Origin of the sequence: Nocardia sp. NPDC049707 (assembly GCF_040674855.1) — a bacterium.
Lineage (GTDB): Bacteria > Actinomycetota > Actinomycetes > Mycobacteriales > Mycobacteriaceae > Nocardia.
Genome location: NZ_JBFANN010000028.1, coordinates 17,195 through 40,051 on the forward strand (window position 1 = coordinate 17,195; position 22,857 = coordinate 40,051).

Annotated in this window: 20 protein-coding genes and 1 pseudogene; 14 read left to right on the forward strand and 7 right to left on the reverse strand. The window is 67.0% G+C overall.

Features of this window, described 5'->3' with window-relative positions:
• The first annotated feature begins 25 nt into the window (after positions 1–25).
• The 3 genes from AB0J29_RS23475 to AB0J29_RS23485 are packed head-to-tail and all read left to right on the forward strand — an operon-like array spanning position 26 to position 4,056.
• Complete coding sequence (locus tag AB0J29_RS23475; protein WP_364789926.1) at positions 26–946, forward strand: SGNH/GDSL hydrolase family protein; 921 nt, start codon at positions 26–28, stop codon at positions 944–946.
• Positions 943–2,202, forward strand: a complete 1,260-nt coding sequence (locus AB0J29_RS23480) for an acyltransferase (RefSeq protein WP_364789929.1) — start codon at positions 943–945, stop codon at positions 2,200–2,202. Before AB0J29_RS23475 ends, AB0J29_RS23480 begins: the two co-directional genes overlap by 4 nt.
• An 18-nt stretch (positions 2,203–2,220) precedes the next feature.
• Positions 2,221–4,056 (forward strand): N-6 DNA methylase, encoded by a 1,836-nt coding sequence (locus AB0J29_RS23485; protein WP_364789932.1) that lies wholly within the window; start codon positions 2,221–2,223, stop codon positions 4,054–4,056.
• A 12-nt stretch (positions 4,057–4,068) separates the two neighbouring features.
• On the opposite strand, the gene AB0J29_RS23490 is transcribed toward AB0J29_RS23485, so the two are convergent.
• From AB0J29_RS23490 to AB0J29_RS23505, 4 genes are all read right to left on the reverse strand, one after another.
• Positions 4,069–4,689, reverse strand: a complete 621-nt coding sequence (locus AB0J29_RS23490) for a TetR/AcrR family transcriptional regulator (protein ID WP_364789935.1) — start codon at positions 4,687–4,689, stop codon at positions 4,069–4,071.
• A gap of 146 nt (positions 4,690–4,835) precedes the next feature.
• Entirely contained in the window at positions 4,836–5,021 is a 186-nt protein-coding gene (locus AB0J29_RS23495) for a hypothetical protein (protein WP_364789938.1), read from the reverse strand.
• A gap of 167 nt (positions 5,022–5,188) precedes the next feature.
• Positions 5,189–5,704 carry a gamma carbonic anhydrase family protein gene (locus AB0J29_RS23500; RefSeq protein ID WP_364789941.1) on the reverse strand — a complete coding sequence of 172 codons (516 nt, stop codon included), beginning with the start codon at positions 5,702–5,704 and terminating at the stop codon, positions 5,189–5,191.
• Positions 5,705–5,713: 9 nt separating this feature from the next.
• Positions 5,714–6,706 carry a helix-turn-helix domain-containing protein gene (locus AB0J29_RS23505; protein WP_364789944.1) on the reverse strand — a complete coding sequence of 331 codons (993 nt, stop codon included), beginning with the start codon at positions 6,704–6,706 and terminating at the stop codon, positions 5,714–5,716.
• A 72-nt stretch (positions 6,707–6,778) separates the two neighbouring features.
• Here AB0J29_RS23505 and AB0J29_RS23510 point away from each other — a divergent pair, with 72 nt between their 5' ends.
• The 3 genes from AB0J29_RS23510 (at position 6,779) to AB0J29_RS23520 (ending at position 10,309) form a co-directional block, all read left to right on the forward strand.
• Positions 6,779–7,546 carry an MBL fold metallo-hydrolase gene (locus AB0J29_RS23510; RefSeq protein ID WP_364789947.1) on the forward strand — a complete coding sequence of 256 codons (768 nt, stop codon included), beginning with the start codon at positions 6,779–6,781 and terminating at the stop codon, positions 7,544–7,546.
• 75 nt (positions 7,547–7,621) lie between these two features.
• A complete protein-coding gene (gene ald, locus AB0J29_RS23515) occupies positions 7,622–8,737 on the forward strand; it encodes an alanine dehydrogenase (RefSeq protein ID WP_364790132.1) in 1,116 nt (371 codons plus the stop codon).
• Positions 8,738–8,797: 60 nt separating this feature from the next.
• Positions 8,798–10,309: a serine hydrolase domain-containing protein gene (locus AB0J29_RS23520; protein WP_364789950.1), complete on the forward strand. Its 1,512-nt coding sequence runs from the start codon at positions 8,798–8,800 to the stop codon at positions 10,307–10,309.
• A gap of 70 nt (positions 10,310–10,379) precedes the next feature.
• Here AB0J29_RS23520 and sigJ read toward each other — a convergent pair whose 3' ends face one another.
• Positions 10,380–11,330: an RNA polymerase sigma factor SigJ gene (gene sigJ, locus AB0J29_RS23525; protein WP_364789953.1), complete on the reverse strand. Its 951-nt coding sequence runs from the start codon at positions 11,328–11,330 to the stop codon at positions 10,380–10,382.
• Between the two features lie 145 nt (positions 11,331–11,475).
• Here sigJ and AB0J29_RS23530 point away from each other — a divergent pair, with 145 nt between their 5' ends.
• On the forward strand, positions 11,476–12,393 hold the full coding sequence (locus AB0J29_RS23530; RefSeq protein ID WP_364789956.1) for a cobalamin biosynthesis protein: 918 nt from the start codon (positions 11,476–11,478) through the stop codon (positions 12,391–12,393).
• A 166-nt stretch (positions 12,394–12,559) separates the two neighbouring features.
• Here the strand turns inward: AB0J29_RS23530 and AB0J29_RS23535 are convergent, their stop codons facing one another.
• Both AB0J29_RS23535 and AB0J29_RS23540 read right to left on the reverse strand, forming a co-directional pair.
• A complete protein-coding gene (locus AB0J29_RS23535) occupies positions 12,560–13,420 on the reverse strand; it encodes an SURF1 family protein (RefSeq protein WP_364789959.1) in 861 nt (286 codons plus the stop codon).
• A 152-nt stretch (positions 13,421–13,572) separates the two neighbouring features.
• A pseudogene (locus AB0J29_RS23540) lies at positions 13,573–14,034 on the reverse strand (low molecular weight protein-tyrosine-phosphatase); the annotation flags it as partial.
• A 44-nt stretch (positions 14,035–14,078) separates the two neighbouring features.
• On the opposite strand from AB0J29_RS23540, the gene cobC reads away from it, so the two are divergent.
• The 7 genes from cobC (at position 14,079) to AB0J29_RS23575 (ending at position 22,670) form a co-directional block, all read left to right on the forward strand.
• The gene (cobC, locus tag AB0J29_RS23545) at positions 14,079–15,116 is read left to right on the forward strand and encodes an Rv2231c family pyridoxal phosphate-dependent protein CobC (protein ID WP_364789962.1); all 1,038 of its coding nucleotides are present in this window, start codon (positions 14,079–14,081) and stop codon (positions 15,114–15,116) included.
• A 261-nt stretch (positions 15,117–15,377) separates the two neighbouring features.
• Positions 15,378–16,502, forward strand: a complete 1,125-nt coding sequence (locus AB0J29_RS23550) for a Nif3-like dinuclear metal center hexameric protein (protein ID WP_364789965.1) — start codon at positions 15,378–15,380, stop codon at positions 16,500–16,502.
• Positions 16,503–16,754: 252 nt separating this feature from the next.
• Complete coding sequence (locus AB0J29_RS23555) at positions 16,755–17,105, forward strand: hypothetical protein (protein ID WP_364789968.1); 351 nt, start codon at positions 16,755–16,757, stop codon at positions 17,103–17,105.
• Positions 17,106–17,399 carry a hypothetical protein gene (locus AB0J29_RS23560; RefSeq protein WP_364789971.1) on the forward strand — a complete coding sequence of 98 codons (294 nt, stop codon included), beginning with the start codon at positions 17,106–17,108 and terminating at the stop codon, positions 17,397–17,399. It begins immediately after the preceding gene.
• 380 nt (positions 17,400–17,779) lie between these two features.
• Positions 17,780–18,517 carry a C4-type zinc ribbon domain-containing protein gene (locus AB0J29_RS23565; RefSeq protein WP_364790135.1) on the forward strand — a complete coding sequence of 246 codons (738 nt, stop codon included), beginning with the start codon at positions 17,780–17,782 and terminating at the stop codon, positions 18,515–18,517.
• A gap of 82 nt (positions 18,518–18,599) precedes the next feature.
• Positions 18,600–19,880 (forward strand): bifunctional RNase H/acid phosphatase, encoded by a 1,281-nt coding sequence (locus AB0J29_RS23570; protein WP_364789974.1) that lies wholly within the window; start codon positions 18,600–18,602, stop codon positions 19,878–19,880.
• Positions 19,881–20,195: 315 nt separating this feature from the next.
• Entirely contained in the window at positions 20,196–22,670 is a 2,475-nt protein-coding gene (locus AB0J29_RS23575) for an FAD-dependent monooxygenase (protein WP_364789977.1), read from the forward strand.
• The last annotated feature ends 187 nt before the right edge of the window (positions 22,671–22,857 follow it).

Below are 22,857 nucleotides of genomic sequence, written 5' to 3' on the forward strand. Positions count from 1 at the left end.
GCTACTGACAGCGGAGGGAACCACCGTGACCAGCAAGCTCGCTCGCCGTTGTGCCCGGTGGCTCGGGGCGGTGACGACGACCGTGGCGGCTCTGGCCGGGGTGCCCGCGGCACAGGCTGCCCCGCCCGCCGCGCCGGGTAGCACCCTGGTGGTGCTCGGGGATTCGTTCGCCGCCAATGGTTTTCGATGGGAAGCCGATGCGAAGGAGTGTCTGCGCGGACCGACCTCATGGCCGACGCAGCTGAGCCGATTGATGGGTGTCGTGGGTGGCTCCGACTTCGTCGACGTATCGTGCTCCGGCGCGGCGATCGAGACCGATCGGGGCTATTCGCTGGTACAGGAGGCGATCAATGCCGATAAGGCGGGGGCATTCGGTCCGCGAACCACATTGATCGCAGTGCAATTCGGACTCAACGACGTCTGGGGTGCGAATCCGACCACACTGTGGACCTCGCTGATCCCATGCGTGTTCAATCTTGCCGAAGGGTGTGGTTTGGAGGCCGCCGAACAGGGGCGGATCACCGACTATCGGGGCGTATCGGGTGCGCTCTACGCCGAACGCATTCGCGCGGTCGTCGAATATCTGCGGTACTACGCGCCGCAAGCGAAGGTTGTGCTGGTGGGCTATCCGGAACTGTTCCCGGCCGGGCAGAGTTTCGCCTGTTTCAGTGTGCTCGGCATCGGGCAATACGTGCAGCCACGGGCTGCCGGGCTGGTCGAATATCTGGACCGCATCGATGCGGCGCAGCGGGACGCGGCGGCGCGGCTCGGAATCGAGTTCTTCGACTCCAGGGCGCGGACGGCCGGGCACGGATTGTGTTCGGAGCAGCCGTGGTTGAACGGTGCGCTCGATCCGCGCGCGGATCTGGTCGGAATTCCGTTTCATCCATCGGCGCACGGCGATTCGATGATCGCGGAAGCGTTGTACGAGCGGTACGGCAAGTGACGGCCGAGCGCGCGGCGGATCCCGAGGCACGGCCCGCACTGCCGTCACTGACCGGGGCGCGGTGGTGGGCCGCGTTCGCGGTATTCGTCTTGCACGCCTTGGTATTTCTGCCGGTCTATCCGTTTCAGAAGTCCGAGTTGTTCCGGCATATCCACCAGGTAGTGCCGATGCAGTTGGGGGCGGCGGGGGTCACGTTCTTCTTCGTCTTGTCCGGGTTCATCATCTATTGGTCGTTCCGGCCCGGGAATTCGGTGCCGTGGTTCTACTGGCGGCGGGTGTTGAAGATCTATCCGACGCATCTGGTGGCGACGGTGGCCTTCATCGTGGTCGCGAGCGTGCCGCTCTCGCGGTTGGTTGTGTGGGCGCCGAATGTGCTGTTGATCCACACCTGGGTGCCGAAGTGGACAACGGTCGGTGGGCTCAATGTGCCGTCCTGGTCGCTGGGCGCGGAAATGCTTTTCTACCTGAGCTTTCCGCTCGCACTGCCGTTGGTGCGACGCATTCGCGGGGAGCGGGTGTGGTGGGTGCTGGCCGGATTGCTCGTGCTGATCCTCGCGCTGCACACGGCGTACTTCCTGTGGGTGCCCGGCCCGAAGGGCATCGCGAATGCCTTTGCGCCACGGCTCGTTCCGGGGGATGTGTCGCCGTACTTCGAGCTACACGCATCACCGGCCTGGTTCGCACAGCCGGATATCCCGGTGGCGCCGTCCTATTGGCTCAGCTACACGTTTCCGGCGTCGCGGCTGCCCGAGTTCTTCCTCGGCGTGTTCGCCGCGCGGCTGGTGCTGGAGGGGCGCTGGCGCAATACCCGGCTGGACTTGCCGCTGCTGGCGTTGGCCGTCGCCTTCGCGGCCACCTGGGTCGTACCGGTGAACTACAAGATGTCGGCTCTGCTTCTCGCGCCGATGACCGCGGTGGTCGCGACCCTCGCGACGCGGGATCTGGCTGGTCTGCACGGCCTGAACGCCGCGCCGAGGATGGTGTGGCTCGGCAATATTTCCTACGCCTTCTATCTGATCCAATTCCCGGTAATGGTGCTGATCACCCGGCTGTTCATCGGCGGCCGACAGTTCGGTCTACTCGGCTGGCTCGGGTTCGCCGGGCTGAGCCTGATCGTCGCGGTAGCGGCGGCGGCCGGGATCTACCGGTGGGTCGACGAACCGCTCATGCGTCGCTTCGCGGGCCGCCGCGCCGTGCGTCAGGTCGCGACGACGCGCGATCCGGTCGACCGCATTACCGCCGCGATGGCGCCGTGACGAGGCAGAATTCCAAACATGAATCGCGGCGAGCGTGACCGCAAACGGCACGGTAGGCACTACACGCCACCCGCCCTGGCGCGCTTTCTCGCGCAGCGGTTGCTCGAACATGCGCCGGGCGGTGCGGTGTTGCGGGTGCTCGATCCGGCTTGTGGTGATGGTGAATTGCTGCTTGCCGTGGATGGGGTGGTGCGGGAGTTATCGCCGGGGGTGCGGGTCGAGTTGGTCGGGTACGACCTGGATGCGGCCGGGGTGGCGGTGGCGCGGGAGCGTGCGGTGGTTGCGGGGGTCGCGGTCGAATGGCATGTCGGAGATTTTCTGACCGAATCGGCGGGGATCGCGGCGGGGTCGTTCGATGCGATCATTACCAATCCGCCGTATGTGCGGACGCAGCAGTTGGGTGGGCCGACCGCGCAGTTGCTCAGCAAGCAGTTCGGATTGCAGGGGCGGATCGATCTCACCCATCCATTCGTCGCGGTGGCGCCGCGGCTGCTGCGCTCGGGCGGGGTGCTCGGGTTGCTGTGTGCCAACCGGTTTCTCACCACCAAGGCCGGTGCGAACATTCGGAGCCTGCTGCGCACCGAGTTGGCTCCGGTCGAACTGTACGATCTCGGCGATACGAAATTGTTCGAGGCGGCGGTGCTGCCCGCGGTCACCATCGCCACCCGCACGGCGGCACGCGCGGTCTGCCGCTATGTTTCGGCCTACGAGGTGGACACGGACGAAATCATCGGCGGGACAGATCTTTTCGAGGCGCTGGCGGCCGAACAGAGTCACTGCGTCGAGCACTGTGGGCGCACTTTCGCGGTCGAGGTCGGTACGTTGGCGACCGGAGATCGGGCGGTGATCCGTTGGGCGCCCGGCGCTCGAGCGGCGACGCCAGGTAGTCGAGCGGTGCGCGGCGATCCGGTGCTGCCGGGACAGGCGGGTTCGGCGGCTGCGTGGGGCGGCGTATCGGGTCGGGATGACGAGATGGGCGCGCGGTCCTCGGAAACCGATGTCGACGCGGACGGGGACGGCGGCGCTTGGCGCATGTCCCGCCCGGAGGTCGACAGATGGTTGGCGGAGGTGGAGGCAGGGACCTGGCGGACATTCGGTGCCGTGGGGCGGATTCGAGTGGGGATCAAGACAACTGCGGATCGGGTATTCATTTCCGATCGGTGGGCGCAGGTGCGGCCACGGCCGGAGGGGGAGTTGCTATTCGATTTGATTACCCACCAGGATGTCGATCCGTGGCGGATCTCGCGAGAGCGCGACGTGCGGGTGCTGTATCCGTATGACACGGCGGTACCCGCGCGGATGCCGGTTGACCTGCGGGAATATCCGAGGGCCGCGGCATATTTGGAGACGCATCGGGAGATGTTGGCCGGCCGGAAATATCTCACCGACAGCGGCCGGGAGTGGTTCGAGATCTGGGTGCCGCAACGGCCGCATCTGTGGCGGGTGCCGAAGGTGGTCTTTCCCGATATCAGTGAGCGGCCGCGATTCGCCCTGGATCGGTCCGGGGCGGTCGTGAACGGCGACTGCTATTGGATATCGCTGGCCGATCTCGGGCTGGACGGCGCCGCGGAATGGCTGGCGTATTTGCTGATGGGCGTGGCGAATTCGGCGCTGGGGCTGCGGTTCTACGATGCGGTGTGCGGGAATCGGCTGTATTCGGGCAGGCGGCGGTGGATCACCCAATATGTGTCGCGACTGCCGCTGCCGGATCCGACCACGATGCGGGCGGGTGGCGTCGTCGAGCTGGTACGGGACTTTGTCGACGGCGGCAGGGTGCCCGACCCGAACTCGCTACGGCTGCTCGACGAATGGGTGGCGGCCGCATTCGGCACCCGGTTATTCGACATGCGTTGAACTCGCAGATCGCTATGCGGTAGCGCGGACACCGACCATGGGCAGCAGCGTGCGTCGCGCGAAATCCCGACCCGCTGCCACATCATCGATCGGAATGAGCCCGTCGGGCGTCAATGCCAGCGACAGTGCCAGTCGCGCCATGATCTCGGCGACGAGTTCGAAGTCGAAGCCGTCATCGGCACCGCTGCGCAGTTCGCGCAGTTTCTCCGCCAGATAGGTGCGCCCGACCGCGATGATCGGTCCGGCCTCGGTGGTCAGCCGGGGCAGGATGAGATCGGGTTCGGTGCGCAGCAGCCGCCGCAACAGCTCGTTACCCGCGATCTCGGTGATGACCGCGACGAAGATCTCGATCAGCTGTTCCTCGCCGCCCTCGACCTTCTGCACCCGCTTATCGATCTCGGCGACGAAACGCTGTGCCTCACGGACGCTCACCGCCTCGACCAGGTCGTTCTTCGATTCGAAGCGGCGATACAGGGTGGCCGGGCTGATTCCGGCGCGGCGGGCGATCTCGCCCATGCTGGTGCGTTTGATGCCGAAATCCAGAAATGCCGACAGCGCGCTCTCCAGCAGCTTCTCGCCATCGCTGACGGGCTTTTCCAGAATGCGCTGGAGGATGGGCGGAACGGTCGGCATCGAGGCTCCAGTCGGATCGGCTCGGGACGCCGATGGTGCCTGGGCGTCGCGGCGGTGCGGGTGCGTGCCGTTCATTATTTCACCGGGTCGCGGCGGTTCGCCCGCGGATCGGCACCGGAGCGCGACGGACGGCAGGCAGGCGCGCATCAGGTGCGCGGCAGATCCAATTCAGCCATCTCTTTTTCGATCGCATTGGCGGCGAAATCCACTCCACTGGAGCGCAACTCGTGCACTCGCCGCTGAAGCGCCTCGATCCCACCCGGCTGGGCCGCGATATCGGCCACACTGATCCGCCCCGACGGCCGGTGCATACCCTGCTGCACGTACGCCATCGTGATACCTCCTACTTGCACGCTCGGCGGCCACCGATCCCGGTTGGCTCGTCGTCCGCGTTGCTGATCACTCGACAGCTGTGTCGGCGGGAGACCCCGGGGCACCGGGCACGCTGGCAAAATGCTATCAGCGATTTAGTTTGGTCAATTGATCAGTGTGCGCGGTCTCACACCCGCTTCGCGTCTCGGTGGTTGGCCATGTTGTGCAGGTACACAGCACCGTTCAGCCGGATGCGGTCCAGCTCGGCCTCGCTCAGTTCCCGGCGCACCTTGCCTGGCACGCCCGCGACCAGCGAGCCGGGCGGAATCTGCGCACCCTCCGGAATCAGGGCATTGGCGGCGATCAGACTGCCCGCGCCGATGACCGCCCCGTTGAGGACCGTGGCGCCCATGCCGACGAGCACATCGTCACCGACGGTGCAGCCATGCAGGATCGCATTGTGCCCCACCGAAACTCCGGTGCCGACGGTGAGCGGGAAGCCCGGATCGGCGTGCAGCACGCAGCCGTCCTGAATATTCGTGCGCGCGCCGACGCTGATCGCTTCGAGGTCGCCGCGCAGTACCGCGCTGTACCAAATGCTCACCTCGGCGGCAAGTCGCACACGTCCGATTACTGTGGCGTTCGGTGCGATCCACGCGGTTTCGTCGATTTCGGGCATATGTCCGCTTATCTCGATCCTCATGCCGGAAATCTACGGGGATGGACACTGGCGAAGATGGTGGGGTGGGGGCGCGGGGACCGGCGTGCCCGCAAACAGCGCGCGGTGCGCGGCCGGGCTGGTGCCGAGGATGCGATGGAAATGGTGGCGCAGGCTCACCGCGGTGCCGAAGCCGGTTTCGGCGGCAATGCGATCCATGGTGTCGGTGGTGGATTCCAGGAGTAGCCGGGCGCGGTCGGTGCGTTGGTGCAGTAGCCATTGCTGCGGACTGTTTCCGGTGCGTTCACGGAAGCGGCGGGTGAAGGTGCGTCGGGACATGAGGGCGATGCGAGCCCAACCGTCCAGGGCGATCGGCTCGCCGAGGTTCGTTCGCGCCCAGACCATTGCGCGTTCGATCGGATCGTCGTCGACGGCTTCGGGTACGGCCACCGGAATGTACTGGGCCTGGGATCCGCTGCGGTGCGGTGCGGTCACGAGCGATCTGGCAAGTTCGGTGGCGGCCCGGCTGCCGAGGTCGTCGCGGACCAGGTGCAGGCAGCAGTCGAGTGCGGCGGCGGAGCCCGCGGAGGTGACGATATCGCCGAGGTCGGTCCAGAGGGTGTCGGCGCGGACCCGGACCTTCGGATAGGCCGCGGCCAACTCGGTGGCCGCGGCCCAGTGGGTGGTGATTTCCCGGCCGTCGGCCAGACCACTCGCCGCCACCGCGAAGGAACCGAGACACAGGCCGACGATCCGGGCACCCCTGGCGTGTGCTCGATGCAGCGCGTCGCGCAGTTCCGCCGAGATTCCCATATCGCGCTGCCAACTCGGGATCACCACCAGGTCGGCGCGCTCGAAGGCGTCGAGTCCGGTGTTCACGACGATGTCGAACCCGGCCGGGGTTCGCAGCGTGCCGGGCCGTTCGGCGCACACCTCGACGTGATAGTCGGGTGTGCCCTCGGTGCCGACCCGGCCGAAGACCAGCGTCGGAACCGACAAATGGAAGGGGATGACCCCATCGAAGGCCAGCGCAGCGACGGAACGCATGGCCTGATCTTATCGATACACGGCTCGCGGGCCACTTATTGATCGGATATCGCGGCGATGAGTATTGGTCCCATGACCGAGACAATTGCACGCACCACCATCGAAGCCCTGCATATCGGCGGGCCCACCCTGCGCTTCCGGTACGGCACCCTGACCTGGCTGACCGATCCGACCTTCGACGCCCCGGGGGACTACCCCGGCCCGATCACGCTGCACAAGCTCACCGGCCCGGCCGTTTCGGTGGACCAGGTGGGACCGGTGGACGTCGTGCTGTTGTCGCACGATCAGCACGAGGACAATCTCGACAACTCCGGCCGCGAATACCTGTCGACCGTGCCGACCGTCTTGTCGACGCCGGATGCGGCCGATCGCATCGAAGGTGTTCGGGGACTTGCGAATTGGGAGACCGTCACGGTGGGCGACGTGCGGGTGACGGCTGTGCCCGCACTGCACGGGCCCGAGGGATGCGAGCCGCAGACCGGCGTGGTCACCGGATTCGTCTTGCAGGCCGAGGGGCTGCCGACCGTGTACGTGTCGGGTGACAATGCCTCGGTCGAACTCGTCGAACAGATCGTTGCGCGGATCGACCGGATCGACATCGCCATCCTGTTCGTCGGTGCCGCGAATGTCGGCCGGTTCGGCGATATCGATCTCACGCTGAACGCCCGCACCGCGGTACAGGCCGCCGAAGCGTTGGGCGATGCGGTGATCGTGCCGGTACATGCCGAGGGGTGGGCGCATTTCAGTGAGACGCTCGAGCGCCTGGAACGGAATTTCGGGTACGCCGGGCGGGGCGACCAGCTCCGGATTCCGAAGCTGGGTGAGACGTTCGCGGTGTGAGCGCCCGCGGAAACCGACGGTGCGCTCAGCGTGGCGGTCATGGCGCCGGGACCGTTGGAGGTCCACGATGGCGATATGAAGATCGCGGTTCCGCGGGAGGTCAAGGAGCAGGAGTTTCGGGTGGCGCTGACCCCGGCCGGCGTCGGGGAACTGGTGCGGCACGGGCATGAGGTGCTGATCCAGGCCGGTGCGGGGGTGGCGTCGGGATTTTCCGATGCGGACTATGTCGCCGCTGGGGCTCGGCTGGTGCCCGCCGTCGAGCAGGTGTGGTGGGAGGGCGAGCTCGTCCTGAAGGTCAAGGAGCCGATCGCCGTCGAGTATCCGCGGATGCGGCGGGAGCAGGTGCTGTTCACCTATCTGCATCTGGCCGCGTCGCGCGAGTGCACCGATGCGATTCTGCGGTCCGGAATCACCGCGATCGCCTATGAGATGGTGCGGGCGGCGGATGGGTCGCTGCCGCTGCTCGCACCGATGAGCGAGGTCGCGGGCAAGCTCGGACCGCAGGTCGGCGCGTACCACCTGATGGCGCCGCTCGGCGGTGCCGGGCTATTGCTCGGCGGCGTACCGGGGGTGCTGCCGGCCGATGTGGTGGTGCTCGGCGGCGGTGTCGCGGGGACGAACGCGGCCACGATCGCCGCCGGGATGGGGGCGAAAGTCACTGTGCTGGATACGAATTCGACGCGACTGCGCGAGCTCGACGCGCAGTTCGAAGGGCGCGTGTCGACGGTGGCATCCAATGCATACGAAATCGCGCGGGCTGTGCTGGGGGCGGATCTCGTCATCGGTTCGGTACTGATTCCGGGTGCGCGGGCGCCGAAGCTGGTATCCGAGGAACTGGTTCGCGGTATGCGGCCCGGGTCGGTGCTGGTGGATATCGCCATCGATCAGGGCGGGTGTTTCGCTGGTTCACATCCGACAACACATGCGAATCCCACTTTCCGCGTAGCCGATTCGCTGTACTACTGTGTGGCGAATATGCCGGGTGCCGTACCGCACACCGCGACCGTTGCGCTCACCAATGCCACCCTGCCGTATGTGCGAGTGATCGCCGATCACGGGTGGCGGCAGGCGTGCACGGCGCATCCCGATCTCGCACACGGGGTCACCGCGGATATGGGACGGCTGCTATCGGCAGAGGTTGCGGCGGCGCACGGATATTCCATACCCGAACGGGTTGGGCTGGCGGGGTGACGTGGTGCGATGGTGGTTCCGGTGCGGACCCGCGGATGCGTGATGAGAAGGGCGAAAGCGGTGACTGCGCAATATCTGCGGCGGGCAGTGGTAATCGCATTATTCCTGGTGCTGTTTCCGTCGGTCGGTGCGGCGGTTGCGGCACCGGCGGCGGAGGGTGTCGATCCGGCGGTCGTGGATCGATATATGTCGGAATACCTTTCCCGGACCCGATTGCCTGGGGCTTCGGTCGCCATCACCCACGGGGATCAGGTGGTGCACGTCGCGGGGTACGGGCACGATTCGAGCGGTGCGGCGATCACCGCCACGACGCGCATGCCGATCGCCTCGGTGAGCAAATCCATGACGGCGTTGGCCGTGATGCAGTTGGTCGATGCGGGAAAGGTAGTGCTCGACGCACCAGTGCGGCAGTACGTCACGGACTTTCGGTTGGCCGATTCGCGCGGTGATCGGATCACGGTGCGGGAGTTGTTGAATCAGACGTCCGGGATGTCGGATACCGCTTTTCCCGATCTGCGGCGGCCGCAGGCGGATTCGCTGGCCCGGGCGGTCGAGCGACTACATGCGGCGAAACTGGCCGCCGATCCGGGGACGGAATTCCACTATCACAACCCCAACTATCAGGTGGCCGCTCGGTTGGTGGAGGTGGTCAGTGGCGAACCGTTCGCCGACTATATGCGGCGAAATGTATTCGGACCCATCGGGATGCGCGACAGCACGACGGTGGATTCGGCGCGCGCCGCCGAGAATGTGACGCACGGATATATTCGGGCATACGGCTTCGCGATACCGGTTGCCGAGCCCGATTGGTTCGTCGGCGGTAGCCACGGCGTGATCACCACGGCCGCCGATCTGGCCGCCTGGCTGATTACCCAGAACAACAACGGTGTGGCCCCGGACGGGCACCGGGTGGTGTCCGCGGCGGCGGTGACCGAGATGCGCAAACCCGCCGGAGTCGGCGACGACGAGTACGGAATGGGTTGGCAGCGTGAACAATCCGATCAGATCTCGCACAACGGCGACTGGTTCACCTATACCGCCGCACAGGTCCTGGTGCCCGACACCGGATACGGAATCGCTGTCATTGCCGATACCGGCATGGCACTCGAGGACGATCCCAGGATTATCGCGCAAGCCTTGGTCGACCTGACCCGGGGCGAGTCACCGGATGTGCATCGCCCGTGGGGCATCTACGCCGACTGGGGTATGGCGCTGCTGACGCTCGCGACTTTCGCTCTCGGGGTGGTCTGCCTGGTGCGATCGCGCCGCTGGGCCGATAAGCAGACCGCTCGCCCCGCATGGTTGATCGCCTTGCGTCAGTTGCCCTATCTCGCGCCGATCCCGATCCTGATCGCATTGCCGCAGCTCGCGGGTCTGGTGTTCCGCGGCCGAGCCGGAACCTTTCGCCAGGTGGTCTACGTTTGGCCTGCTCTCGTGGTGTTTCTCGGCATTGCCGCGATCGGGGGCGTGTGCGTTGTTCTCACCCGCGCCGTGTGGCTCATTATGGTGCGGCGCGATCGATCCCGGGTGGATGTCGAGGCAGCAGCGCCGGTGGCCCAAACGCCTGCCTAGCCGCAGGTGCAGGAGCTGGACCTGTTCGCCGAGGGGCGGCCCGCATATCGAAATGTGCGGGCCGCGTGGGTTACTCGGCGTTCGGGCCCATATACCAGTCGGGGGCGCCTTCGGTGGGGAGGTCGTGCAGCTTATCCGGGTTGCGCACGACGTTGATGGCGACGATGCGGCCGTTATCGATGGTGAAGGCGAAGACACCGGGGTGGGTGCCGTCGAAGACGACCAGACCGGGAGCGCCGTTGACCAGGACCGCGCGTCCCCAAGCGCCCGATGCGGACGGTGCGTGGTACCAGCCGAGCAGCATCTTCGCGATGAGTTCGGCGCCGCGCACGGGCTGGCGGATGGCGGGAACCTTGCCGCCGCCGTCAGCGGTGAGGCTGACGTTCGCGTCGAGCACACCGAGCAGCGCGCTCAGGTCACCGGAGCGCCACGCGACCGCGAAGGCGGAGACGACCTTCTCCTGCTCGTCGGCTGAGGCGGGGAAGCGGGGCGTGCCGTCCTCGACGCGCTTGCGTGCGCGCGAGGCGAGCTGTCGCACGGCGGCCGGTGTGCGCCCGACGACCTCGGCGACCTCGGGACCACTCATACCGAACACATCCTGCAGCACGAATGCGGTGCGCTCGGCGGGCGAGAGGGATTCCAGCACGACCAGCAGTGCCGTGGTGACGCGCTCGTCCTGGGTGATCCGGTCGGCCGGGTCATCCCAGGTGGTGATCTCGGGCTCCGGCAACCATTCACCGACGTACTGCTCACGCCGGGCGCGGGCCGAACCGAGCTGATCGAGGGCCAGACGCCCGGTGACCGTGGACAGCCAGGCCCGCAGATTCTCGATGTCGCCCGCGGTCCCGGCCTCGTATTGGCGCTGCAGCCGCAGCCACGCCTCCTGCACCACATCGTCGGCATCGGTGAGACTGCCGAGCGTGCTGTAGGCGAGCCTGCGCAGATACGGCCGGTGCTCCTCGAAACGCCGAGCCAGTTCGGCCTGGTCGATGGGCGCGGAGGATGGCTGGTCTGTTGTCACTGGTCTCGCCGTTTCGGTCGTGCGGCCCCGTCGGGGGCGAGCTTATGCGTCGTCATCGTGATGACGACGCAGGGCAAGCGAGTGTGACATCTCGGCGCCCAAGGCGCGCTGGCGGGTTGCTGGCGGCGACGGCTACCCTCGCCGGGTGCAAACGGGGACTTCGACGGCGGCCGGGCTGGTGCTCGGGTTCGCGCTCGATCGCGTATTCGGTGATCCACGCCGGTGGCATCCGGTGGCCGGATTCGGTACGGCGGCCACCGTGCTGGAGCGGGTGACCTACGCCGATCGGCGTTCGGCGGGAGCAGTGCACGAACTGGTGTTGGTCAGTGCGACAACGGCGTTCGGGTTCGGGCTACGGCGCGGCGGGGTAGTCGCGACCGCGCTGGCGACGTGGACGGTGCTCGGCGGGCGCAGCCTGGCGCGCACCGGGCGGGAGATGGCCGACCGGCTCGAGTCCGGTGATGTGGCGGGCGCGCGGGCGCTGCTGCCCGCGCTGTGCGGGCGGGATCCGGAGGTACTCGACGCGGACGGATTGGCCCGTGCCGCAGTGGAATCCATCGCCGAGAACACCTCGGATGCGACGGTCGCGCCGTTGCTGTGGGGTGCGATCGCCGGGACACCCGGACTGCTCGGATATCGCGCGATCAACACGCTCGACGCGATGATCGGCTACCGCAACGACCGATACCTGCGGTTCGGTTGGGCCGCCGCCCGCGTCGACGATCTGGCGAATCTGTTGCCCGCGCGCGTGACCGGCCTGCTCACAGCTGCTCTGGCCCCCGCAGTCGGCGGCCGTCCGGCCGATGCGCTCCACGCATGGCGACGAGACGCGTCTGAACACCCCAGCCCGAATGCCGGGGTCGTGGAGGCCGCGATGGCGGGTGCGCTCGGCGTCCGCCTAGGCGGGCGGACCCAATACCGTCATGGCATCGAACTGCGGCCGACACTCGGCGACGGGCCCGCACCACAGGTCGCGGATCTCCGTCGTGCGGTACGCATATCGGAGGCGGTCCAGTTGGGAGCAGTCCTGACCGCCGCGGTCTGGTCGATCCTGCGCCGCTGAGTTCGCTCACGGTCGATTCGGTTCTTGGCGGTGCACTGTTCTCTCGGCGGAAATCGCCTCATCGGCTGTGAATTTGCCGGCTCGGACCCCTTGTCCGGTACAGATTCCATACCGCAGTGCTGACGATCCGATCCCGAGATCCCGTCTCAGCAGTGTGCGGTGAGTATCAGCGAGTACCGCCGTAGCGGTCGGCCAAGCGCTGCTCGTTGGTGGATACCGGTGCCGGAGTCGGGGTTTCGGTCTTGACCGGTTTCGGGGCGGCAGTGGACTTTTCCTTGCGGCGCTCGCGAATCTCGGCGTAGATGAAGTAGCCGAGGCCGAGGGGAGCCATGATGCCGAAGGCCAGCCATTGCAGGCCGTAGGAGAGATAGGGACCCGCATCGAGTTGCGGGAGGGGCGTGGGGGTGAAGGCGCCGGGCTGATTTTCGCTGAGTTGCAGGTAGCCGCCGCGTTCGCCGGTGGGGATTACGGTGAGCGGCGCCTGCAAGACGGCCATTTCCTGGGTGGTGTCCACCGAATACACCTGGCGGTAGCCGTCCTGGGTCATCGGGTCCTTACCGGGGGTGATGCCCTCGGACGCCCGGATTCGCGCTTCGATCCGTTGCGGCCCGGTCGGCGGCTCCGGAATCTGCGGCGGGCGGGAGCCGTCGACGGCCGCGACGAGACCGCGATCGACGAGCAGGATGCGGCCGTCGTCGAGTTTGAAGGCGGCAAGTACCGAGTAGCCGGGCGCGCCGTCGAGATGGCGCAGCCGGACCAGCACGGTCGAGTTCGGCAGGTAGCTGCCGGTCGCCGTGACGCGCCGCCATTCGGTGTGGGAATCGGTGCGCTGATCGTCCAGGACGGTGGCGATATCGATCGGGGCGGCGTCCACCGAATCGGCGATCAGCTGGTTGCGGTGCGAGGTGCTGGTGTTCTTGCCGAGCTGCCAGGGTGCGAGCACGGAGAAACAGAGGTAGGCGAAGGCCGCCACGAGTACGGCCAGGATCAGCCAGCTCGGGCGCAGCAGGAAGGTCAGTCGGCGCATCACGGGCGTCCGTCGGGGACGGGTTCGTAAGAGACTGTTTGGTCTGGTTTGCGTCCGGGCTCATCGGCAGTGCTCGTGCCGGAGCTGTCCGTACGCGTGGCGACGTGCTGGGGCGTGCCGCCCGTGTCCCCATCGCGCGCGGCCAGGGCGGTGCGGACCCAGTTCAACAACCCCGGGATGGCGGCTTCGATCTGGTCGTGGACCAGGTCGAAGCCGGCGGTGTCGCCGTAGTACGGGTCGGGGACGTCGAGGGTGTGGGCATCGGGGTCGAAGCTGCGCAGCAGGCGGCGGCGGTTCGACGGGATGCCGAGCGTGGCGAGGCGGCGTTCATGGCCGGAGTCGAGGGCGACCAGCAGGTCGGCGTCGCGGTGTTGGTCGCCGAATTTCGCGGCGATATGGCCGGTCGGGTAGCCGTGGCGGCGCAGGGTCGCATTGGTGCGGGAGTCGGCGTCCTTGCCGACGTGCCAGCCTTCGGTGCCCGCGCTGCTGACGCGCACGCGGTCGGCGAGTCCCTCGCGGTACAGGTGTACCGCGAACATCTTCTCCGCCATCGGCGATCGACAAATGTTGCCGGTACAGACGAACGACACGTGCAACTCACCCACGACAGCCATTCTGGCCGGTCGCTCCGATGGACCGCCACGTAGGGTGTTTTCTCGTGTCAGCCGAGAGTGTCGATCACGCGAAACTGCGTCATCACGGTGACGTCGACGCGCGACCCGGCATGCTCGATTTCGCGGTGAATGTGCAGGGCAGCGCGCCACCGGACTGGCTGCGGAACCGACTGGCCGCGCGACTCGATGACCTCGGCAAATATCCGAGCGCGGCCGATGAACTCGCCGCACGCGCCGCCGTGGCGGCCCGCCACGGCCGCACCACCGACCAAGTGCTGCTGCTGGCCGGCGCGGCCGAGGGGTTCGCGATGCTGCCCCGACTCACGCCGCGATTGGCCGCGGTACTGCACCCCTCGTTCACCGAACCCGAACTGGCGCTGCGCGCGGCCGATATCCCGGTGGCTCGCGTCGTACTCGAACCGCCGTACACCATCGACCCGAGGCTCGTTCCCGACGCGGCCGACCTGGTTGTCCTCGGCAACCCGACCAATCCCACCTCGGTCCTGCACCCCGCCGACACCATTCGCGCGCTGCGCCGACCGGGCCGCATCATCGTGGTCGACGAGGCCTTCGCCGATGCGATACCCGGCGAACCAGGGTCACTGGCCGCTTCGCCCACTCCGGACATCCTCGTCTTGCGCAGCCTTACCAAAACCTGGGCGTTGGCCGGCCTGCGCTGCGGCTACTTCCTCGGCACACCCGAACTGCTGGCCCGCTTGAATCACGGCCGCGCGCACTGGCCGCTCGGCACACTGCAACTGGAGGCGATCACCGCGACTGCCGAGCCGAAGGCGGTCGGCGCGGCGCAACAGCGGGCACACACGATCGCCGCGGAACGCGATTCGATGATCGAACGACTGACCGCGCTGGGCGTACACGTCCACACCCCCGCCGACGGCCCCTTCCTGCTGCTGCGCGTTCCGGACGGTGAGCTATTGCGAAAGCACCTGGCAGACCAGGGAATTGCGGTCCGCCGCGCCGACACTTTCCCGGGCCTCGGGCCGGACTACGTGCGCGTTGCCGTCCGCGGTTGCGCCGAGGTCGATCGGTTGGTGGCCGGAATTCGGGCGGCAGGAGTTTGATGCCGGTCCAGACGGGTCGCACTTGTGTCGGGTGCGTCATGTGGGCGCGGTGCGAGCGATCCGGACCGGGTGGCGTGCCGGATTCGTGTGGTCGGCTTGGTTTCGGCGGCGATCCCCAGCGCCGCAGCGGAGTACGCCGCCGACCCTGGAGTCGGGGAGCACGGCGGTCCGGTGTGTGCGCCAGGCGTGGTGGGACGAAGCGCGTTGCGGGCCGTCGGGCTGGCCGGTGACATGGTGTGGTCGAGAAATGGAGGTAGGCGAATGGTGACGACGCTGGCGGATCTCATCGGCGTGCTCGACGCGGCTTATCCGCCGAAGTTGGCGGAGTCCTGGGATTCGGTGGGGTTGATATGCGGTGACCCGGGCGATGAGGTGACTCGGGTGCTGTTCGCGGTGGACGCCACCGCGGCCGTGGTAGATGAAGCGATCGATTGGCGGGCGCAGGCTTTGGTGGTGCACCATCCGCTGCTGTTGCGTGGCGTAGACACTGTCGCCGCCGATACGCCCAAAGGCGCTCTGCTGCATCGGCTCATCCGGTCCGGATGTGCGTTGTTCGCGGCGCATACCAATGCGGACTCCGCCGATCCGGGAGTTTCCGATGCGCTGGCTGATGCGCTCGGGCTCACGGTTACCGGCGCATTGGACTCGAAACCGCAGGCCGCCGTGGATAATTGGGTTGTGCAGGTGCCGCGTTCGCATGCGGATGCGGTGTTGGCGGCGCTGTTCGCGGCCGGTGCCGGTGGCAGCGGAGCCTACCGTGACTGCGCTTTACGGGTGCCGGGAGTGGGGCAGTTTCGTCCGGTCGAAGGGGCGAATCCGGCGATCGGTGCCATCGGGGAATTGCAGCAGGTCGACGAGGACCGCCTCGAAGTGATCGCACCGCCCTCGGCGCGCACGGCCGTGCTGGCGGCGCTGCGCTCGGCCCATCCCTACGAAGATCCCGCCTATCACGTCACCGAGCGCGCGGCGCTGCCATCGGGGCTCGGCATCGGCAGGGTCGGCACGCTGCCCGAACCGGAGTCCTTGCGTGAGTTCACCGCTCGGGTCGCTGCCGCGTTGCCCGCGACCACGTGGGGCGTCCGCGCGGCCGGTGACCCGGACCGCATGATCCGGACCGTCGCGGTATGTGGCGGCGCGGGCGACTCTCATCTGAGTACGGCTGCCCGTCTCGGTGTCGACGCCTACGTCACCTCCGATCTGCGCCACCACCCGGTCGACGAGCACCTGCGTCGCGGCGGCCCCGCCGTGATCGATGCCGCCCATTGGGCAACCGAATTCCCTTGGTGCGCACAGGCTCAGACGGTGGTTCGCACCGCCCTGCCCGACCTCGACACCCGAGTCAGCACCCTGCGCACCGATCCATGGACGATCAGCGCCACCGCGTGACCTCTCCGGCACATGTGTTGTGAACTCCGTTGGTCAGTGCGGAGATCGGCACATCCGGTACCGAGTGTGCAGTTCACGCAACCGGTCTGGGGCGCAGGCACGGTCTTCTGAGCGGCGGCACCGGTTGCGGTGAAAGCGACCGCAGCACCGAACCATCCAGTGCGACGGCGTGTTCGGGGCGTGTCGTGCTTCTTGCCGTCGGGGTATGTGGTTCAGGTGAGTTGACGCGTTCGCTCGGGGTACAACTACCGCATGGATTTCCCGGTGGACTTCGGGATCGTGCAGATCGGTCTAATGCTGATCATCCTGGTCGCGGTCGCGTTGCTGATATCGGCGCTCGTCATGGTGCGCAAGGTCGGATTGCGGGTTCTGATCGGGCGCGGCGCGGGCGGATTGGCGTTGCTGATCGTCGCGGTACTGCTGCTGTGGGTGGTGACGCTCACACAGACCTTCCTCGGACTGAGCGGGGAGATCAAGGCGGCGCACGTGGTGGTGAATCAGATCAAGGGCCAAGATCATCGGCTAGAGGTCGACCTCACCCTCTACGGTGACGACCACCATCCAGACAAGCACGAGAAATATCAGGTCGAAGGTGACCTGTGAGTGCTGCAGGCCAATATCGTCGAGTTGGAGCCGTGGGTGAACGCCCTCGGCTTCCACTCCGGCTACCAGGTCACCCGCCTCTACGGCCAGCGTCTCGATGGCGTCGCCACCACTCAGAACCAGATCTTCGTCAACGGCGACGACCAGGACTTCTTCAACGATATGCGCAACCACGAATGGTGGACCGACCCCTTCGTCCGCTCCGCCTACGGCAACGCCGTGATCTCCACCCCCGGCACCTACGACGTCTTCATCTCCCGCGACGCCATCAAAGCCCGCGCCCCCGGCAGCTGACCGCGGAAGTGTCGAGGACCTGTGCGTCGAGGCTCTCGCCCGCACTCGGCTCGCCATGCGCGCGTATGACGCGGGTTGGCGCATATTCACCCGCATGTTGACGTAGAACGCGGGTGCGGGCGCAGCTTCGCCCAGGTGCACCGATTCTTTCCGTCAGCCAGCCGTGTTCGGCATGTGGCCGGGCCGATGGCAAGAACCCGCTATCCGTCCGAGCGTCGCAGTGTCTACGTGGTGCGCCTCGGTTCCACGCGCGTTGGCCGCCTGCCCCCGTGGCCTGGACCGAATCACCGACCATTCGGGGTACGGTTGAAGACTGGCATCGCCACCTCTCGCGGTTCGCGTGCCCCCATCCGTCCACAGCGTCCAGGAGTTTGTCCGCGTTGAATGTCGAACTATCTGTCCAGGCCAAGCTGCTCCAGCTCGCCGCCGTCGACGCCGAACTGACGCGGATCGCGCATCGGCGCACCGTGCTGCCCGAGCAGCAGGAGGTGGTGCGGCTCGAGGGCGAGCGGAATGCGCACAAGGATGCGGCGGTGGCGGTCGAGATCATGCTCGACGATCTCGACCGCGATATCCGCAAGCTGGAGGGCGAGGTCGAGGCGGTGCGCAAGCGCGAGGAGCGCGACCGCGACATTTTGACCGCTGGTTCGGTGGGTGCCAAACAGCTTTCCGAAATTCAGCACGAGCTGGGGAGCCTGGAGCGGCGCCGTTCGGTGCTCGAGGACGAGCTGCTCGAGGTGATGGAACGCCGTGAGGCGTCGGCGTCCGATCATGATCACGCGGGTGCGCGGCTGAGCAAGACCGAGCAGGTGTTGGCCGATGCCCAGCGCCTGCGCGACGAGGCGCTGGCGGATCTCGATGTGGCGCAGGGCCGGTGCGATTCCGATCGCAAGGAGCTGGTCGCGCTGTTCCCGGACGAACTGCTGAGCATTTACGACCGGCAGCGCACCCAGCACGGCGTCGGCGCCGCATTGCTGCAGGCGCGCCGGTGCGGCGCGTGCCGGATCGAACTGGACCGCGGTGAGATCGCGCGGATAGCCAAGACCGCCCCGGATGTGATCGCGCGGTGTCCAGAATGCGGTGCGATCCTGGTGCGCACCAAAGAGTCGGGTTTGTGAGCTTTCCGATGCGGGTATCAGTACTCGCGTCGGTCCGCTCCCAGCGACGGATGGTCGGCTGTCGAAGAGGACGAGGGAAACAATGACCGAGCGCGAGGTGATCGTCGAGGCCGACGGCGGTTCCCGGGGCAATCCGGGCCCGGCCGGTTACGGTGCGGTCGTCTTCGGCGCCGATCACATCCGAATCCTCGCGGAACGCCGGGAATACGTCGGCATCACCACCAACAATGTCGCCGAATACCGTGGGCTCATCGCGGGTTTGGAGGCGGCGGCGGAGTTGGGCGCGCGGGTGGTGTCGGTGCGCATGGATTCCAAGCTGGTCGTCGAGCAGATGTCCGGGCGCTGGAAGGTCAAGCACGCGTCCATGATTCCGCTGGCGGACCGGGCGCGCAGGCTGGTCGCCGGGTTCGACAGCGTGACGTTCACCTGGATTCCGCGCGCCGAGAACTCCCGTGCCGACCGGCTGGCAAATGAGGCGATGGATGACGCCACCCTGATCGGCGAGGTGCATGCCGCCGAGCGGCAGTTGCTCGATGCGGGCGCGCCCGCCGCCACCGTGGCGGAGGAGGTGCGCGAGGCCGAGGAACACCTGCTCAGCTGGACCAGCGAACCCTCGCGCGGCACCGACGAGCAGCCGCCGAGCTGGATCGACGAATTCAGGGACGCGCAGTCGACCGTCGCCGATTCCGGAGTCGCCGAAGGCCCGACACCGACCGCCGCCGAAAAGGCGCCCGGCTGGACCGGTGCGACCGGCCGCCCGACCCGCTTCCTGCTGCTGCGTCATGGCCAGACCGAGCTCTCACTCGAGCGCCGCTACTCCGGCCGCGGCAACCCGCCGCTCACCGATCACGGCCGCGAGCAGGCCGCCCGCGCCGCGAAAATGCTCGCCGCGAAGGGCGGTATCGCCGCCGTGGTCACCTCCCCACTCGGCCGTGCCCGCGAGACGGCCGAAGCCGCCGCCACTGCGCTCGATGTGCCGATGCGTGTCATCGACGGCCTCATCGAAACCGACTTCGGCGCGTGGGAGGGCTGCACCTTCCTGGAAGCGGCACAACGAGATCCGCACCTCCATGCCCGCTGGCTCGGCGATCCCTCGACTGCCGCGCCGAACGGCGAGAGTTTCGACCAGGTCCGGGAACGAGTCGAGGCGGCTCGACGCGATCTGGTGGCCCGGTATCCTGGCCAGAACATCGTCGTGGTCAGCCATGTGACTCCCATCAAGACCCTGCTGCAACTGGCGCTCGGCGTCGGTCCGGCGCTGCTGTATCGCCTGCATTTGGACCTGGCATCGCTGTCGATCGCGGAGTTCTATCCGGACGGCGGTTCGTCGGTTCGCTTGGTCAACGACACGTCCTACCTCTGAGGATTTTGGGCATCCGACTATCCCTATGCTTTCGCAAACCGTGAATTATGGCGTATAGCAAGGGATTCGACCTGTCGAATCGGCCCCTTTGGGGAGAATCTCACACGGTAACGTTTCAGACACGGTAGTAGCGGTAGGCTTCGGATCGGTCAGGCACAGGCATCCCGCCCAGCCTGCCTGGTCGGGGATGACGTAGGTCTTCGAGCAGTGCTGCTCCGGGGGGATGAGAGCTGGCGAGCAGTGTCGCTCGGCGATCACTTCGAAAGATGAAGGCGCCCTGTGCTGCAGAGTGGGTAGATGGAAGCGCAGGTTCGAATGAGTGGTCCGATCAAGGTTATCGTGCTCGGTGCGGGAATTGGAGGGCTCACGACGGCCGCCGCGCTGCGGCAGGCGGGCTTCGCGGCCGAACTCTACGAGGCCGCACCCGAACTGCGTGGCCAGGGATTCGGACTTTCGGTGCAGGCCAATGGGATCAAGGCACTGCGCGCAATCGGTCTCGGCATCGAGGAGGAACTGTTCGAGCGCGGCGGCAAGGTCGAGACCTTCCGCTTCAACAACCCGGACGGCACCCCCATCCGGGTGCTTCCGGTGCACCGCCAGGACGACCGGCTCGGCGCACCGAGCGTCGCCCTGCACCGCAAGGATCTGCACGCGATCCTGCTGCGCGCGATCGGCGACACCCCGACTCATGTTGGCGCACAAGCGACTCGGTTCATCGATGACGGTGAGCACGTGCGCGTCGAATTCGCCGACGGCCGCATCGCCGAGGGCGATCTGCTGATCGGCGCCGACGGTATCCACTCCATGGTGCGCGCCCAGTTGCACGGCCGCGCCGAACCGCGCCCTGGCAATTTCATTGCCTGGCTGGCCTGTATCCCGTTCGAACATCCCGCGGTGCCGCGCGGCTATTCCGCCCACTACTGGGGCACCGGAATGCGTTTCGGCATCCACGATATCGGCCACGGCCGGGTGTACTGGTGGGGCACCATGACCATGCCGGGCGACGAGGCCGCCAATTGGCAGGGCACCAAGGAAGATCTGCGGCGGCTCTATGCCGACTGGGCGCCGGAGGTGCGTGCCTGCATCGATCAGACCGAATGGTCCGATGTGCTCGCTGTGCCCTGTCAAGACCGTCCGCCGTTGACGGGTTGGGGTCGTGGCCGGGTCACCCTGCTCGGTGATGCCGCGCATCCCATGCTGCCCAGTCTCGGTCAGGGCGCCAATGCGGCCATCGAGGACGCGGTCGTGCTCGCCCATACGCTGAAGACCTCGCTGGATCCCGTTGCGGGCCTGCGTCGTTACGAACAGGTGCGTGCCGAGCGCACCGCCATGTTCGTCAATGGTTCGTGGTCGCTCGGCAAGATCGAGCAGACGACCGATCCCAAGCTGGTGCAGGTGCGCGACACCTACTTCCGGTACGCGCCTACGGAATTCTTCCTGCGCGAATTGGGCAAGCCGATGTCGTTCCCGCCGCTGGAGGGACCGACCGCGCGGCTGCCGCGCCAGCTGTCCCCGGTGGAGCGCTGGCACTGGATTGCCGATCAGCTTGCACCGCTGCATATTCTGGCCCGCGTGCGGGTGCATGGTCCGATTACCGCGGAGCAGGTGCGCAGCGGCCTGGACGAAGTGCAACAGCGGCATCCGCTGCTCGGTGTCGCGGTGGCGGCGGAACCCGATGGCACCGCGCCGCGTTTCGTGCCCGTGCCGACGCCGATTCCGCTGCGCGTCGTCGAATCCGCCGATCCGGATGCCTGGCTGACCGAGGTCGACGACGTCGAACTGCGCGAACCCTTCGACTGGCACTCCGGTCCGCTCGCGCGCGCCGTGCTCATCACGGATGCGACCGGTGCGACCAGCGATCTGATCATCACCCTGCACTACGCGATCGCCGACGGCGAGAGCGCGATGTCGGTGGCCAAGCAGGTGCTGCAGGTCGCCGCGGGCGATGATACCGATCTCGAACCCGCCCCGGTCCGGCCAGGGCCGGAGGAGCTGTTCCCGGCAAAGTTCCAGGGCGCCAAGGGATTCGGGCGCACCGTGGGATCGCTGCTGCGCGACCAGAAGTCGCAGCTGACGCGCCCGCACCGACTGGAGCCGACCAGACTTGCCCCGCCGTCGCAGCGCCGCAGCCGGGTTGTGCACCGCAGCTTGGACGCCGATCAACTCGACGCATTGACCGCGGGCTGCGAAGGCCACGGCGTCGGTCTGCAGGCCGCGCTTTCCGCGGCGCTGCTCATCGCGGCCGCCCGCGAGTCGGGCACCTACACCGAATCCTGGTACACCGTCGGCAGTTCGGTGAACTTCCGCGGCCATCTCGACGGTGCGGTCGCCGATACCGAGGTCGGGACCTACCAGGGCATGATCGCGACCCCGGCGAAGTACGCGCCGTGGTCCTCGCTGTGGCAGATCGCCGGCGAAATCGAGCGTGAGTACAGCGCCCGGATGGACCGTCGCGACCATCTCGCGGCATTGAGCCTGCTGAAGGTGGCCGCGCCGAAATCGGTCGCCGCCAGTGCATCCACGGTCAAGCTGATGGACACCCGCGGTCCGGGTCACCTGTGTATGACCTACTTGGGGCGCTATGCGTTCCCGGACAAGATCGGTGCGTGGCAGCTCTCGGGCGCGCAATTCGTCTCGGGTATGTCGGTGAGCGGCTTCACCATGGCCACCGCCAACGCCACGCACGGCGAATTGTCGTTCAACCTCGGCTATGTCGAGCCCGCGGTGTCCCGCGAGCGTGCCGAGCGCCTTGCGGATGAGAGTGTGCGCGCGTTGCTGTCGGTGCTCTGACCGGCCGGGCGGTAGCGACTGCTCGCAGGTCGCTCGAAACGGTCAGCACCCATAGCCGCGCGCGAGATCCGGCATCGATGTCGATGCCGGTAATTCGCGCTACCTGAAAACTGGATACGAGTGGTAACAGCTTTGCGTGTCGGCGTCGTCAGGGGTGAGTCCTGGACAGTTCGCGCACGGTCTGTGC

Excerpts from the sequence above, each read along its gene's own strand:
- AB0J29_RS23485 (WP_364789932.1), top strand. The coding sequence starts at position 2,221 with ATGAATCGCGGCGAGCGTGACCGCAAACGGCACGGTAGGCACTACACG.
- AB0J29_RS23490 (WP_364789935.1), bottom strand. The coding sequence starts at position 4,689 with ATGCCGACCGTTCCGCCCATCCTCCAGCGCATTCTGGAAAAGCCCGTC.
- AB0J29_RS23495 (WP_364789938.1), bottom strand. The coding sequence starts at position 5,021 with ATGGCGTACGTGCAGCAGGGTATGCACCGGCCGTCGGGGCGGATCAGT.
- AB0J29_RS23500 (WP_364789941.1), bottom strand. The coding sequence starts at position 5,704 with ATGAGGATCGAGATAAGCGGACATATGCCCGAAATCGACGAAACCGCG.
- AB0J29_RS23505 (WP_364789944.1), bottom strand. The coding sequence starts at position 6,706 with ATGCGTTCCGTCGCTGCGCTGGCCTTCGATGGGGTCATCCCCTTCCAT.
- AB0J29_RS23510 (WP_364789947.1), top strand. The coding sequence starts at position 6,779 with ATGACCGAGACAATTGCACGCACCACCATCGAAGCCCTGCATATCGGC.
- ald (WP_364790132.1), top strand. The coding sequence starts at position 7,622 with ATGAAGATCGCGGTTCCGCGGGAGGTCAAGGAGCAGGAGTTTCGGGTG.
- AB0J29_RS23535 (WP_364789959.1), bottom strand. The coding sequence starts at position 13,420 with ATGCGCCGACTGACCTTCCTGCTGCGCCCGAGCTGGCTGATCCTGGCC.
- AB0J29_RS23550 (WP_364789965.1), top strand. The coding sequence starts at position 15,378 with ATGGTGACGACGCTGGCGGATCTCATCGGCGTGCTCGACGCGGCTTAT.
- AB0J29_RS23555 (WP_364789968.1), top strand. The coding sequence starts at position 16,755 with ATGGATTTCCCGGTGGACTTCGGGATCGTGCAGATCGGTCTAATGCTG.
- AB0J29_RS23570 (WP_364789974.1), top strand. The coding sequence starts at position 18,600 with ATGACCGAGCGCGAGGTGATCGTCGAGGCCGACGGCGGTTCCCGGGGC.
- AB0J29_RS23575 (WP_364789977.1), top strand. The coding sequence starts at position 20,196 with ATGAGTGGTCCGATCAAGGTTATCGTGCTCGGTGCGGGAATTGGAGGG.